This is a genomic window from Allobosea sp. GW821-FHT12C12, assembly GCF_058807355.1.
Genome location: NZ_JBXAQP010000021.1, coordinates 1 through 12,490, shown reverse-complemented (window position 1 = coordinate 12,490; position 12,490 = coordinate 1). Strand labels below are relative to the sequence as shown.

At 65.5% G+C, this 12,490-nt stretch carries 12 protein-coding genes; 4 read left to right on the top strand and 8 right to left on the bottom strand.

What is annotated here, in order from left to right; all coding sequences use genetic code 11:
• Positions 1-60: 60 nt before the first annotated feature.
• From mdeB to AC1RRW_RS21150, 4 genes are all read left to right on the top strand, one after another.
• Complete coding sequence (gene mdeB / locus AC1RRW_RS21165; RefSeq protein ID WP_492903584.1) at positions 61-2,736, top strand: alpha-ketoglutarate dehydrogenase; 2,676 nt, start codon at positions 61-63, stop codon at positions 2,734-2,736.
• 54 nt (positions 2,737-2,790) lie between these two features.
• A complete protein-coding gene (locus AC1RRW_RS21160) occupies positions 2,791-4,074 on the top strand; it encodes a 2-oxo acid dehydrogenase subunit E2 (protein ID WP_492903542.1) in 1,284 nt (427 codons plus the stop codon).
• A 10-nt stretch (positions 4,075-4,084) separates the two neighbouring features.
• Entirely contained in the window at positions 4,085-5,818 is a 1,734-nt protein-coding gene (gene lpdA, locus AC1RRW_RS21155) for a dihydrolipoyl dehydrogenase (protein ID WP_492903541.1), read from the top strand.
• Between the two features lie 120 nt (positions 5,819-5,938).
• Entirely contained in the window at positions 5,939-6,838 is a 900-nt protein-coding gene (locus AC1RRW_RS21150) for a LysR family transcriptional regulator (RefSeq protein WP_492903582.1), read from the top strand.
• Between the two features lie 38 nt (positions 6,839-6,876).
• On the opposite strand, the gene AC1RRW_RS21145 is transcribed toward AC1RRW_RS21150, so the two are convergent.
• The 8 genes from AC1RRW_RS21145 to AC1RRW_RS21110 all read right to left on the bottom strand — a co-directional run.
• On the bottom strand, positions 6,877-7,101 hold the full coding sequence (locus tag AC1RRW_RS21145) for a DUF2274 domain-containing protein (RefSeq protein ID WP_492903539.1): 225 nt from the start codon (positions 7,099-7,101) through the stop codon (positions 6,877-6,879).
• Positions 7,101-8,231, bottom strand: coding sequence for a TraB/TrbI/VirB10 family type IV secretion system protein (locus tag AC1RRW_RS21140; protein WP_492903537.1), 1,131 nt, complete (start codon positions 8,229-8,231; stop codon positions 7,101-7,103). The genes AC1RRW_RS21145 and AC1RRW_RS21140 overlap by 1 nt, the downstream gene beginning before the upstream one ends.
• Positions 8,228-9,205 carry a P-type conjugative transfer protein TrbG gene (gene trbG, locus AC1RRW_RS21135; RefSeq protein WP_492903536.1) on the bottom strand — a complete coding sequence of 326 codons (978 nt, stop codon included), beginning with the start codon at positions 9,203-9,205 and terminating at the stop codon, positions 8,228-8,230. The genes AC1RRW_RS21140 and trbG overlap by 4 nt, the downstream gene beginning before the upstream one ends.
• Entirely contained in the window at positions 9,202-9,891 is a 690-nt protein-coding gene (gene trbF / locus AC1RRW_RS21130; RefSeq protein WP_492903534.1) for a conjugal transfer protein TrbF, read from the bottom strand. Before trbF ends, trbG begins: the two co-directional genes overlap by 4 nt.
• On the bottom strand, positions 9,888-11,243 hold the full coding sequence (gene trbL / locus AC1RRW_RS21125) for a P-type conjugative transfer protein TrbL (RefSeq protein WP_492903532.1): 1,356 nt from the start codon (positions 11,241-11,243) through the stop codon (positions 9,888-9,890). The genes trbF and trbL overlap by 4 nt, the downstream gene beginning before the upstream one ends.
• Positions 11,244-11,246: 3 nt before the next feature.
• Positions 11,247-11,525, bottom strand: a complete 279-nt coding sequence (gene trbK-alt / locus AC1RRW_RS21120; protein WP_492903530.1) for a putative entry exclusion protein TrbK-alt — start codon at positions 11,523-11,525, stop codon at positions 11,247-11,249.
• Between the two features lie 21 nt (positions 11,526-11,546).
• Positions 11,547-12,308 carry a P-type conjugative transfer protein TrbJ gene (gene trbJ / locus AC1RRW_RS21115; RefSeq protein ID WP_492903528.1) on the bottom strand — a complete coding sequence of 254 codons (762 nt, stop codon included), beginning with the start codon at positions 12,306-12,308 and terminating at the stop codon, positions 11,547-11,549.
• Positions 12,305-12,490: hypothetical protein (locus AC1RRW_RS21110; protein ID WP_492903526.1), on the bottom strand; the 186-nt coding region annotated here is incomplete at its 5' end. The genes trbJ and AC1RRW_RS21110, both read right to left, overlap by 4 nt.

Below are 12,490 nucleotides of genomic sequence, written 5' to 3'. Positions count from 1 at the left end.
AACCGCCGCCTTCCGGCGGCGGCGCAGACCTGCGCCGTGACCAATGAGACGGAGAGCACCGTGAATTCCTTGTCCAACCGGGGAGCTTTCTCCCGCGCCGACGATGCCGATCCCGCGGAAACGACAGACTGGCTGGAGTCGCTGGAGTCCGTAGCGAAGGTCGAGGGAGAGGCGAGAGCACGCTTCCTGCTCGATGCCCTTGAACGACGCGCAAAGGAAATCGGGATCGTCGAGGACAGCCTTCCCTACTCGCCGTACCGAAACACGATCGAGATCGAGAAGCAACCGCCTTTCCCGGGCGATCTGGCGATGGAAGAGCGTATCACCTCGATCATTCGCTGGAACGCGCTGGCGATGGTCGTTCGAGCCAATCGGGCCTACGGCGAACTCGGCGGGCATGTCGCGAGCTATGCGTCCGCGGCCGAGATCTTCGAGCTCGGCTTCAATCACTTCTTCCGCGCCGCGAACGATAAGGATGGCGGCGATCTCGTCTTCTTCCAGCCGCACTCGGCCCCCGGCGTCTATGCCCGAGCCTTCCTCGAGGGGCGTCTGAACGAAGACAATCTGGCGCATTACCGCCAGGAGATCACCGGCGCGGGCCTCTGCTCCTACCCTCACCCCTGGCTGATGCCGGAATTCTGGCAATTCCCGACCGGCTCGATGGGCATCGGCCCGATCAGCGCCATCTACCAGGCGCGCTTCATGCGGTACATGCGCGATCGGAAGCTGCACGATACCGACGAGCAGCATGTCTGGGGTGTCTTCGGCGACGGCGAAATGGACGAGCCGGAGTCGATCGCGGCCCTGTCGCTCGCCGCCCGGGAGAACCTCGACAACCTGACCTTCATCGTGAACTGCAACCTCCAGCGCCTGGACGGGCCGGTGCGCGGGAACGGCCAGATCATCCAGGAACTCGAGAGCCTCTTCAGGGGCGCCGGGTGGAACGTCATCAAGGTTCTGTGGGGTTCGGAATGGGATCCGATCTTCGCGCGCGACACCTCTCACAGCCTGCTGAAGCGTTTCGCGGAGACGACCGACGGCAAGTACCAGACGCTCGGCGCCAAGGACGGCGCCTACAACCTCGTCCATTTCTTCGACGGCGACCCGGAGGTCCGTAAGCTGGTCGCACACATGTCCGACAAGGACATCGACCAGCTCAAGCGCGGCGGCCACGATTTCCGGAAGCTCTATGCTGCCTTCCTCGCCGCGAAGAATACCAAGGGCCGTCCGACCGTCATCCTGGCCAAGACCAAGAAGGGCTACGGCATGGGGGGAGCCGGCGAATCCCGCATGACCGCCCACCAGGCCAAGAAGCTCGACGTCGACGCGCTGCTCGCCTTCCGGGACAAGTTCTCGCTGCCGCTAACCAACGGACAGGTCGAGAACCTGGAGTTCTACCGTCCGGCCGAAGGCTCGGCAGAGATGGAGTACCTGCATGCGCGCCGTCGTGAGCTAGGCGGCTATCTCCCGGCGCGGCGCCGGACTGCGGAAGTCATCACGGTGCCCGCGATGCCGAGCTACGCCGAGTTCGCGCTGAAGGCGGACGGTAAGGAGATGTCGACCACTCTCGCGGTCGTGCGGCTCTTCAGCAATCTGTTGAAGAGCAAGGATTTCGGTCCCCGTATCGTGCCGATCGTTGCCGACGAGGCTCGCACCTTCGGCATGGACAATCTTTTCCGCCAGGTTGGCATCTACTCGCCGGTCGGGCAGCTCTACGAGCCGGAAGATGCCGGTTCGATGCTCTACTACAAGGAAGCAGTCGACGGGCAGCTTTTGGAAGAAGGTATCACCGAGGCTGGAGCGATTTCGTCCTGGGTCGCTGCGGCGACCTCATACAGCGTCCACGGCAAGCCGATGCTGCCGTTCTACATCTACTATTCGATGTTCGGTTTCCAGCGGATCGGCGACCTCATCTGGGCCGCAGCCGACCAGCGCGCCCGCGGCTTCCTGATCGGAGCGACGGCCGGTCGAACCACGCTCGGAGGCGAGGGCTTGCAGCATCAGGACGGCAACAGCCACCTGATGGCGGCGATGGTGCCGAACTGCCGCGCCTACGATCCCACCTACGCCTATGAGATGGCGATCATCCTCGATCACGGCGCCCGACGCATGATGGAGGAGCAGGTCGACGAGTTCTACTACATCACCGCCATGAACGAGGGCTATGCGCAGCCCTCCATGCCGGAGAAGGTCACCGAAGGCATCATCAAGGGCCTGTACTCGCTGAGCGGACCTGCGACCGGACAAGCGGCGGCGCGTCTTCTCGGGTCCGGTGCGATCCTTCCGGAGGTGGTGGCTGCGGCATCGCTCCTGTCGTCGGACTGGGGGATCGAAGCCGAGGTCCTCAGCGCGACGAGCTTCAGCGAGCTGGCTCGCGAAGCCCGCGAGGTCGAGCGTCACCGCATCCTGACGGGAGACGTTTCGGCGCAAAGCCATGTCGAGCGATTGCTGCCGGGCGACGCACCGATCGTCGCGGCCACCGACTATGTCCGGGCCTATCCGCAGCTCATCGCTTCCTATGTCGACGCACCCTTCGTCGCGCTCGGGACGGACGGGTTCGGACGCTCCGACACGCGCCCTGCCCTAAGGGCCTTCTTCGAGGTCGACCGCCGGCATGTGGTCCTGGCCGCACTCTACGCCCTGGCACGGAAGGGAACGATCGCTCCCGATATCGTGCCGAAGGCGATCGAGAAATACGGCCTGGAACCCGCCGCGACGGCTCCATGGCTGCGCTGATCGCCTTCCGAAGCCCCGCCGAACATCGTTGATCGCGCTTTCTGGAGAAATTCCTTGAGCTCACATCAAACCGTCGAGCTGCCTTCCATCGGCGACTACAAGGACGTCCCGGTGATCGAAGTGCTGGTAAAGCCGGGCGATATCGTCGCCGTCGACACGCCGCTGCTCGTCCTCGAGTCCGACAAGGCGACCCTCGAGGTCCCCTCGCCATACGCCGGGCGCGTTGTCGAGCTCATGGTCGAGATCGGTCGCAGGGTTTCCGAGGGAATCCCGGTCGCGGTGATCGACGTGGAAGGCGAACAGACCGCCCCCGCTCCGGCCACCGCGGCCCAGCAGGCCCCGAGCCCCTCGACTGCTGCGGCACCGGAGCCCGTCGCGCCGGTACCGCAGCCGGTCGCGCCTCCTGCGCCCGCGAGAAAGGACGCCGAAACCGTCGCGGCCGGATCGGGCGCGCATGCGACGCCGTCCATCCGAGCTTTCGCACGGGAGCTCGGCGTCGACCTCGCCCGGGTCAAGGCGAGCGGTCCCAAGGGGCGGGTGCTGCGCGAGGACGTGCTCGCGTTCGTGAAGGCGAAGATGGCCGCGCCGTCGGAGCCGGGCGGCGGATTCTCGCTGCCACCGATGCCCTCCTTCGACTTCGAGAGGTACGGGCCGATCAAGCGCGTCCCGCTCTCGCGCATCCAGCGCATTTCGGGAACGACGCTCCATCGAAACTGGCTGCACATCCCTCACGTCACGAACTTCGACAGCGCCGATGTCACCGAACTCGAGGCATTCCGCGTCGCGCTCAATGCCGAGAAGCGCGACCCCTCAGTCAAGCTCACCATGGTCGCCTTCCTGATCAAGGCCTCGGCCATCGCGCTTGCCGCCCATCCACGCTTCAACGCTTCGCTCGAAGGCGAGACGATCATCCAGAAGAAGTACATCCATGTCGGCTTCGCGGTGGACACCCCGAACGGCCTCCTGGTTCCGGTCATCCGCGATTGCGATCGCAAGGGGCTGGTGGAGATCGGCGCGGAAATGGGCGTGCTTTCCGAGAAGGCGCGGCAGGGCAAGCTCCAGGCTCGCGACATGGAGGGCGGATGCTTTTCGATTTCCTCTCTCGGGGGGATCGGCGGCGAAGGCTTCACGCCGATCATCAACGCCCCCGAGGTTGCGATCCTCGGCGCGGCGCGATCCAGGATGGAGCCCCGCTGGGACGGGCAGGCCTTCCAACCAAGGTTGATCATGCCGCTCAGCCTGTCCTGGGATCATCGCGTCGTCGACGGCGTCGCCGCCGCTCGCTTCCTTGGCCATATCGCGACGCTGCTCGGCGACCTTCGCCGCGCGATGCTCTGAGGAGAACGGCATGGCCAAGGTTGAACTGACCGTTCCGGAGCTCGGCGATTTTCACGACGTTCCCATCGCCGAGATTTTCGTCAAGGCGGGCGACCAGATCGACGTCGAGCAAACGATCGCATCTATCGAGAGCGACAAGGCGACGATGGACGTCCCCTCGCCTGTCGCGGGAACGATCCCGTCCCTGAACGTCTCCCCGGGAGATCGCGTCTCAACCGGTTCCCTCATGGGATTCATCGAAACCGAGGCTGCCGAACCGGTACCCCCCAGCGATCAATCGGCTCCCTCTGAAACGGCGCCTGATCCAGCCGCTCGTCCCGGGGCGGGCAACGCGACTGGCTACGACTTCGATCTCGTCGTCATCGGTGGCGGACCCGGCGGGTATTCCGCCGCTTTCAGGGCCGCCGATCTCGGCTTGCGTGTTGCCCTCGTCGACAGCCGCGATCAGCTCGGCGGCGTTTGCTTGAACGTCGGCTGCATTCCGTCCAAGGCGCTGTTGCACGTCGCCGCGATCAAGGAGGAAGCGCTCCGTCTCGCGGCCCATGGGCTCACCTTCGCGGAACCGCAGATCGATCTCGACGCACTGCGCGGCTTCAAGAACGCGACGGTGAAGCGACTCACCGATGGTCTCGACTTCATGGCCAAGGCCCGCAAGGTCGAACGCATCACGGGAACGGCTCGGTTCGGCGATCCCAATCGACTCGACATCGCGTTGCCGAACGGAGAGATGCGATCCGTGCGCTTCGCTTCCTGCATCATCGCGGCGGGTTCCTCGCCCGTCGCATTGCCTCATCTGCCCACCGATCCCCGCATCGTCGACTCCACCGGCGCTCTGGAGCTGCCCTGTGCGCCCAAACGGATGCTTGTCGTCGGCGGCGGAATCATTGGTCTTGAAATGGCGACGGTCTACTGCGCGCTCGGCGCCCGCGTGGATGTCGTCGAGCAAGCCGACCGCATCCTGAACGGCGTCGACCGTGATCTCGTCGCGATCTGGACGAAGCAGAATGCCGCGCGTTTCGATCGCATCATGACGGGGACGCGGCTCGAGGAGGTTGTGCCCGGACCGGAGGGGCTGAGCGCCCGCTTCGACAACGGCCAGGCCGAAGCAAAATACGACCTCATTCTCCAGGCTGCCGGCAGGAGGCCCAACGGTGGCGGCCTGTCCCTGGACGCGGCGGGCATCGCCGCGAACAACGGCTTTATCGGGGTCGATCGGCAGATGCGGACCAATGTTCCGCACATCTTTGCCATCGGCGATATCGTTGGCCAGCCCATGCTCGCGCACAAGGCGGTCCACGAGGGGCATGTGGCCGCCGAGGTCGCCGCCGGACACAAGGCAGCATTCGACGCGCTGGTGATCCCGTCCGTCGCCTATCTCGATCCGGAGATCGCCTGGGTCGGAGTGACGGAGGAATCCGCCAAGGCCGAAGGGCTCGCCGTCGACGTTGCCAAGTTCCCGTGGAGCGCCTCCGGCCGTGCGATAGCTAATTCGGCCGACTACGGTACGACGAAGCTCATCTTCGCGAAGGAAACCGGCCGCATCGTTGGTGGCGCAATCATCGGCCCCAGCGCCGGCGACATGATCGGTGAAGTCTGTCTCGCCATCGAGATGGGGGCGGATGCGACCGATATCGGCCGCACGATCCATCCTCACCCGACGCTGGGCGAGAGCATCGGAATGGCGGCGGAGGTCGCGAAGGGTACCTGCACCGATGTACCTCCCAAAATGCGTCGCGCCACGTAGGGAAAGCAGCATCAGTAACACGCCCTTACTTCGCTTTGCTCACCTTCCCATCAACTAATGAAAGTACCGAACTCAATAATTAACGCGCAACGATGATAAAAATTCCACTCATCTGGAGTACTGCCCCTGGTCATAGAGCTGCGTCATCTTCGTTATTGCATTGCAGCGGCTGACCATGGCAGCTTTCGAAAAGCGGCCGTGGCACTTGGGATTCAGGAGTCGGCGATCAGTCGACGCATCCGCGATCTCGAGGACGAACTTGGCGCATCTCTATTTCATCGACACAACGGCGGTGTCTCGCTGACATTGGCAGGTCAGAGATTCCTGCGGCGGGCACGCAAGGCACTTCAGCAGATTAGTGACGGCGCAAGAGACGTTGGAGCGATCGGGCGCGTCGAGGCAGGAAGGGTCAAGGTCGGCATTTTCTCGTCCTTCGCCTCCGGTTTCCTGGCCGACCTCTTCCGTACCTATGATCAGCAGCATTCAGATGTGCGGCTTGATTTCATCGACGGCGCACCGGCCGAGCACGTTGCCGCCGTCCGCCAGCTTCGACTCGACGTGGCCTTTCTAACAGGAATGCGCGACTGGCCAGACTGCGAGACGGAGCATCTCTGGTCAGAGCGCGTGTTCGTGGTGCTGCCCGATACGCATGCGCTGGCCGAGAAGGACGAACTGGATTGGCCGGATCTAACGACGGAGGCCTTCATCGTTAGCGAGGCAGCGTCAGGTCTGGAGATACACGACTATCTCTTACATCGGCTTGCCGATCTCGGGCATCATCCCGAGATCCAGATCCAATATGTTGGCCGACACAATTTACTGGCGGCGGTCGCCGTCGGCCGCGGCCTGACGCTGACCAGCGAGGCGGCTGCGGCGGTGCAAATACCAGGTGTTGCCTATCGACCGATCGCCAACGAGCAGCTTCCATTCAGAGCGGTCTGGTCTGTGCGCAACGACAATCCTGCTCTGCGCCGACTGCTCAGCCTCGCGCGCACGATGTCCAAGTCAGCGGGCCAGTAGTTATTCATGATGTCTAACTGCCTGATTTGAAGCACACATCACCGTCCAGCTTCGCGCCGCGCCTTCGCAAACCCGCGATCGGTCGCAATGAAGCGCTCCAGCATCGGCACAACTAGCTTCATAGGCTCGGCCGCGGGCTGTCCCGTCTCGCGTGCCAACACTTCGGCATAGGTCTTGAGATCGCGGTGGAGCGCTGCGGGCAGTTCGAGCATCACCTTGACCGGCTTGTCGTCGGCGATCGGACCGAGCTTCAGCTTCGTCATCATTTGTCTCGATAGGGTTCGAATACCAAGTCGCGCGTCACGATGACTCTGACCGGGAAGCCCGGCCGGATAGTCAGGGTCGGTGCGACGTTGAGCTGACGCCGGACGATCTGCTGGCCGGCATCGTTGATGGTATCCTGGCCGCCGCTGCGGATGGCGCGCAGAAGGCGGTTCTCGTCGTTGATTGCGAGTTCGGCGCCGATCGAGAGCAAGGTCGAGAGGCCGGCGGCCTTGGCGAGATCCCACCAGTGATAATCGACGCCGTCCTCGAGGCCGGCATAGCCTCGCGTGTCGGCACCGGGCTGACGCTCCAGCACCATCGAGCGGCCGTTGGGCAGGATGAGCCGGTTCCAGACCAGCAGCACGCGGCGCTGCCCGAACTGCACGTTGTTGTCGTATTGGCCAATGATGCGCGTGCCCTGCGGCACGAGCAGGATGCGGCCGGTCGGGCTGTCATAGATATGCTCCGTTACCTGCGCGGTGATCTGCCCGGGCAGATCGGAGCGAATGCCGGTGATGAGCGCAGCCGGAATTACCGCGCCGGCCTGGAGCACGAAGGGCGAGGCCGGCGCCATGACGCGATCGGATGCGGTCGTGCGGCGATCGACGGGCGCGTTCAGGAAGGCGAGCTGCTTGTCCTGCGCGGTCGGCTGACCGGGCTGGCCGGTGAAGTCGAGACCGGCCGGATTTTGCGAGCCGCCCGGCGTCCCGGGCGCGGCCGGCGAGCCCGCCCGCGACTGGAAGAACACGGTGCTGGTGCGCGCGGCTTCCTCCTCGGCTTTCCGACGTTGCTCCGCCTCATCGACGCTGGGCATCGCGATAGCGGGTGGCGCAACGCCAGCGTCGAGGATCGGCTTGCCGAGATCGCCGGGCAGCGGCGGCCCGAGGACCGGGCCGGTATAGTCGCGCGGTAGGCCGGCGAGGCCATCAGCGGGCTGCCGGTTGGCGGTCGAGTAAAGCTCCTCGCCCTCCTTGCCGGCATGGCGGGTCTGCAGCGCGTAGATCAGCGCGCCGCCGACGCCGAGCGAGGCGGCCACGCTGATGCCGGCGAGGACCTTGCGCGACAGGCGGGTGACGCGCGGCGGCTCGGCGCGCAGCCGCATCGGTTCGGTGGGTTCGGTCTCGCTCATGACGACGGCCTTCCATCGGTGCGGGTGATCCTGACGGTCTGCTGCTTGCCGCCGCTGCCGAGGCGCAGCTCGGCCGCACCGAACAGGCGGTCGACGATCAGGATGTGCTGATGGACGCGGCTATTGGCGATCTGGGCTTCGCCCTCCGGGCCGATCACGAATATCGGCGGCATCTCGCCCTGGACGATGCCGCGCGGGAACTCGACATAGACGCGGCGGCCGTCGTCATAGGCGGCGACCGGCCGCCATGGTGGATTGTCGCCGGTCAGGCCATAGCGGTAGTTGCGCGCGGTGGCGGCCGGAATGACCGGCGTTGCCGGCATGGCCTGACGCTGGCCAGCGGATTGCGGATAGGCCCAGGAGACGGCCGGCATGTAGGGCTTCTCGCCGGAACGCAGCTCGAGCATATAGGTGCGCCGGTCGGTGGTGATGACGAGATTGGTGCTGATGTCGGCGCGCGAGGGTTTTACCAGCACATGAACGCGGCGAGTGACGCCGCTGCCGCTCTCGGTGTCGCCGATGATCCAGCGGGCGGTATCGCCGGCGGCGATCGGGCCGGCACCGGTCAGGCTCTCGCCGGGTTCCAACGCGATATTGGTGATCTGGCCGGGCGCGGCATAGACCTGATAGAGCGCGCCCTCGCTCCAGGGATAAATCTGGATGGCGTTGTAATAGCCCTCGCGGCGCGGCTGGACGCGTGCTGCCAGATTGGCGTTCTCGACGCGCGCGGTTGGCATATTGGCGGCGGTTCCACCGCGCGCCGGCGTCCAGGCCGGCGGGATATGCAGCGGCCTCGGCCGATTATCGGTGGCGGCGGCCGGCACCGCAGGCAAAGGGGCCACATCGGCGTCGTAGCTGATCTCCGGGGGCTTTTCGGTAGCGCAGCCCGCCAACATCGTCGCGGACAGCAGCAAAGCCGGAAACGCGGGTTTACGGAAAGACGGTGTTCCGCCCTTGCGGATCGTCGGGCTCATTGGCTCATCTCCCGCGACCAGTTAATGGCGTTGACGTAGATGCCGAGTGGATTGGCTTTCAGCCGCTCGGCATCGCGCGGCGGCTGCAGCACGATGGTCAGGATCGCGGTCCAGCGTTCGGTCGCGGAGAGCTTGCCGTCCTCGTAACGGCGCTCCGTCCAGGCGACGCGGAAGGAGTCCGGCGAGGCGCGAATGACGCTGGAGACTTCGACGGCGACCTGCTGCTTGCCGACCTTGGCGAAGGGATCGTTAGCGCGGGCATAGTCGTTGAGCGCGCCCGCGCCGCGATCGGTGGACCAGTCATAGGCGCGCAGCCAGTTCTGGCGGACAATGACCGGATCGGCCGGGATGCTCCTGACCTGCTCGACGAAGCGGGCGAGATGCCAGGCGATCTGCGGATCGGTCGGGCGGTAGTCGGCAGTTGCTGCAGCAATGGTCTGCGCCTCGCCGAGCCGATCGACCTGCACGACCCAGGGCACGACGGTGCCGTGCGCGGATTGCCAGACGAGCGCCGCGGCGAAACCGGCCGAGAGGATCAGCGACCCGAAGGCCATGATGCGCCAGTTCCTGGCTTGCACACGGGCCGAGCCGATGCGCTCGTCCCAGATTTGCGCGGCCTTCTGGTAGGGCGTCTCGGGCTCGGGTGTCCGGCCATAATGCGTGGCGGGTCGTCGAAAGAGGTTCATGAGCGGTTGCCCTCGGAGAGATTGACGGAAGAGCCCGAGCCGTGGCTGTCGCCGGAGCGGACGGCATGGGCTGCGGCGCTGACGCCGTGAGAGATCTGCTGCGAGCGCTTCATGCGGCTGGCCCAGGCCGGCGGACCAGCCTTGGTGGATGCCGGCGTTGCCGAGGCGACGGCGGTGCCGCCGACCGTGCCCTTGGTCGAGGATCCGCCGGTCGCGCCGAAGCCTCCCTTCACGCCGTCGTCGAAGCTGGACTTGAGGCTCTCAGCCGCGCGGGCTGCGGCTCGTCGCAAGGGAGACATGGCGGCCGATCCCGCGGCGTGGGCTATGCCGCCAAGGCCTGAAGCGACGCCTGCGGCGCCGGACTGGCCCAGCGATCCCAGCGTATAGGCGGATGATGTCGCGCCGGCAGCCGCCGCTCCGCCGCGCACGGCAGTTGCGCTCCCGGAGATGGCTGCGGCTCCTCCCTTAGCGGCCAGGCTTGTCACGCCGGCCGCGGCCACTGCCGCGCCGCCGACGGCCAGCCCCGTGCCAACCGCCGCGCCGGCGCCGAGTTGCGGACCGCCCGAGACGAGACCATTGGCGATGCCGGGGCCGAAGATGCCGAGGCCGAGCAGGGAGAGCGCCGCGAGCACGATCGCCATCGCTTGGTCGATGGTCGGGTTCTGCCCGGCGGCGCCTTGCGTGAACTGTGAGAACAGCGTCGAGCCGATGCCGATGATGACGGCGAGCACCAGCACTTTGATGCCCGAGGAGATGACATGGCCGAGGACGCGTTCGGCCATAAAGGCGGTCTTGCCGAAGAGACCGAAGGGGATCAGCACGAAGCCGGCGAGCGTCGAAAGCTTGAACTCGATCAGCGTGACGAAGAGCTGCACGGCCAGGATGAAGAAGGCGAGCAAGATGAGCGCCCAGGCAAAGAGCAGGCAGGCGATCTGGATGAAGTTCTCGAAAAAGGAGATCCAGCCCATCAGGCTGGAGATCGATTCCAGCAGCGGCCGACCGGCGTCGAGCCCGGTCTGCGCGACCTTGCCCGGGCGCAGCAGATCCTGGGCCGAGAAGCCGGTGCCGCTGGCCTTCAGCCCCAGCCTCGAAAAGCTCTCGAAGACGATCTTCGCGAGGTTGTTCCAGTTGGAGATCAACCAGGCGAAGACGCCGACGAACAGGGTCTTCTTGATGAGCCGCGCGATGATGTCGTCATCGGCGCCCCAGCTCCAGAACAGCGCCGCCAGCGTCACGTCGATGACGATCAGCGTGGTCGCGATGAAGGCGACCTCTCCCGACAGCAGGCCGAAGCCGGAGTCGATATAGCGGGTGAAGGTGCCGAGGAACTGGTCGATGACGCCGGTGCCCATGCCTCAGCGTCCTTCGCTCGAAGCTGACGATGGCGCCTTGCCGAGGAAGCGGTCACGGGTTTCCGCCCAGACGCGCAGGCATGCGGCGTCGTTCGCCGCGGCCTGCCCGAGCTGCTGGCAGCGGCGCTGCCCTTCGCGCAGCGGATCGGTTTCAGGGCGGAGCTGCCGAACCGGAGGGGATGCTGGCGCGTCGTCCTCGCGGGTCAGCTCGATCACCGTCGCCGTGATGGCGACGGCGATGAACAGGATGGCGCCGACGCGCGCCAGCATCTTGCTGTCCATAACGATGCTCCCGCTCTGGGGTCAGTTGCCGTTGAACATCCGCACGCTGCCGGGCTGGTAGCCCGAGCCCGGCGCGAGGAAGCGGCGGCGCTGCTCGCGACCCTGTTCGGCGGCGGCCGTGCGCTCGGCTTCGGTCAGCGCGCCGGCGCGGCCATTGGCGGAGATCAGCGCGACGAGGTCAGAAAGCTGCTGGGACTGAAGTGCGAGCAACTGGTTGCCGGCCTGCGTCGCCTGCAAGGCGCCGGTCGCGCTCTGGCTTTGGGTGACCAGCGTCGACATCTGCGTGCGATTGCTGTCGATATTGCCGACCACGCCGGCCTGGATGCGCATCGCGTCCTGCAGGCCGCCGACCGTATTCTGCCAGCGCGAGCGCGCATTGCTGACGAGCTGCTGATCGGTCGCCGACAGCGAGACGCTGCCGTATCTTTGGCTGAACATCTGGTCGATCTGCTGGACGTTGAAGGCGATGTTCCGCGCTTGGCTGATAAGCTGCTGCGTTTTCTGCACCGATTGCTGGATCTGCTGGAGCGCGGAGAACGGCAGGTTCGCGAGATTGCGCGCCTGATTGATCAGCATCTGCGCCTGGTTCTGCAGCGAGGTGATCTGATTGGTGATCTGCTGCAGGGTGCGCGCGGCCGTCAGCACGTTCTGGGCATAGTTCGAGGGGTCGAAGACGATAAGGGCCTGCGCCGGCGTCGCGATCATGGGCGACACAATGATCGGCATGGACATCATGGCGGCGGCGATCAGCGCGGTGCGTGAGCGGAAACGGCGAAAAATCATGATTGGATCTCCTGTTCGGCTTCGGGGACGAGGGGCGGGGATGTCGGGATGAGATCCGCGGCCCAGCCAGCACTGCGGGCGCGGAGCCAGGCGGCGAGGAAACCTTCGCGGCCGTGTTCGGCGACGAGGTTCGTGATCAGCGTCTGGTCGATTTTTGAGGAAGCGGCGCAGAGCGCGAGGCC

Bases quoted from the DNA above. Each gene is read 5' to 3' on its own strand.
- trbL (WP_492903532.1), bottom strand. From the start codon at position 11,243: ATGGGCACCGGCGTCATCGACCAGTTCCTCGGCACCTTCACCCGCTAT.
- AC1RRW_RS21140 (WP_492903537.1), bottom strand. From the start codon at position 8,231: ATGAGCGAGACCGAACCCACCGAACCGATGCGGCTGCGCGCCGAGCCG.
- trbG (WP_492903536.1), bottom strand. From the start codon at position 9,205: ATGAGCCCGACGATCCGCAAGGGCGGAACACCGTCTTTCCGTAAACCC.
- trbK-alt (WP_492903530.1), bottom strand. From the start codon at position 11,525: ATGGACAGCAAGATGCTGGCGCGCGTCGGCGCCATCCTGTTCATCGCC.
- lpdA (WP_492903541.1), top strand. From the start codon at position 4,085: ATGGCCAAGGTTGAACTGACCGTTCCGGAGCTCGGCGATTTTCACGAC.
- trbF (WP_492903534.1), bottom strand. From the start codon at position 9,891: ATGAACCTCTTTCGACGACCCGCCACGCATTATGGCCGGACACCCGAG.
- trbJ (WP_492903528.1), bottom strand. From the start codon at position 12,308: ATGATTTTTCGCCGTTTCCGCTCACGCACCGCGCTGATCGCCGCCGCC.
- AC1RRW_RS21145 (WP_492903539.1), bottom strand. From the start codon at position 7,101: ATGACGAAGCTGAAGCTCGGTCCGATCGCCGACGACAAGCCGGTCAAG.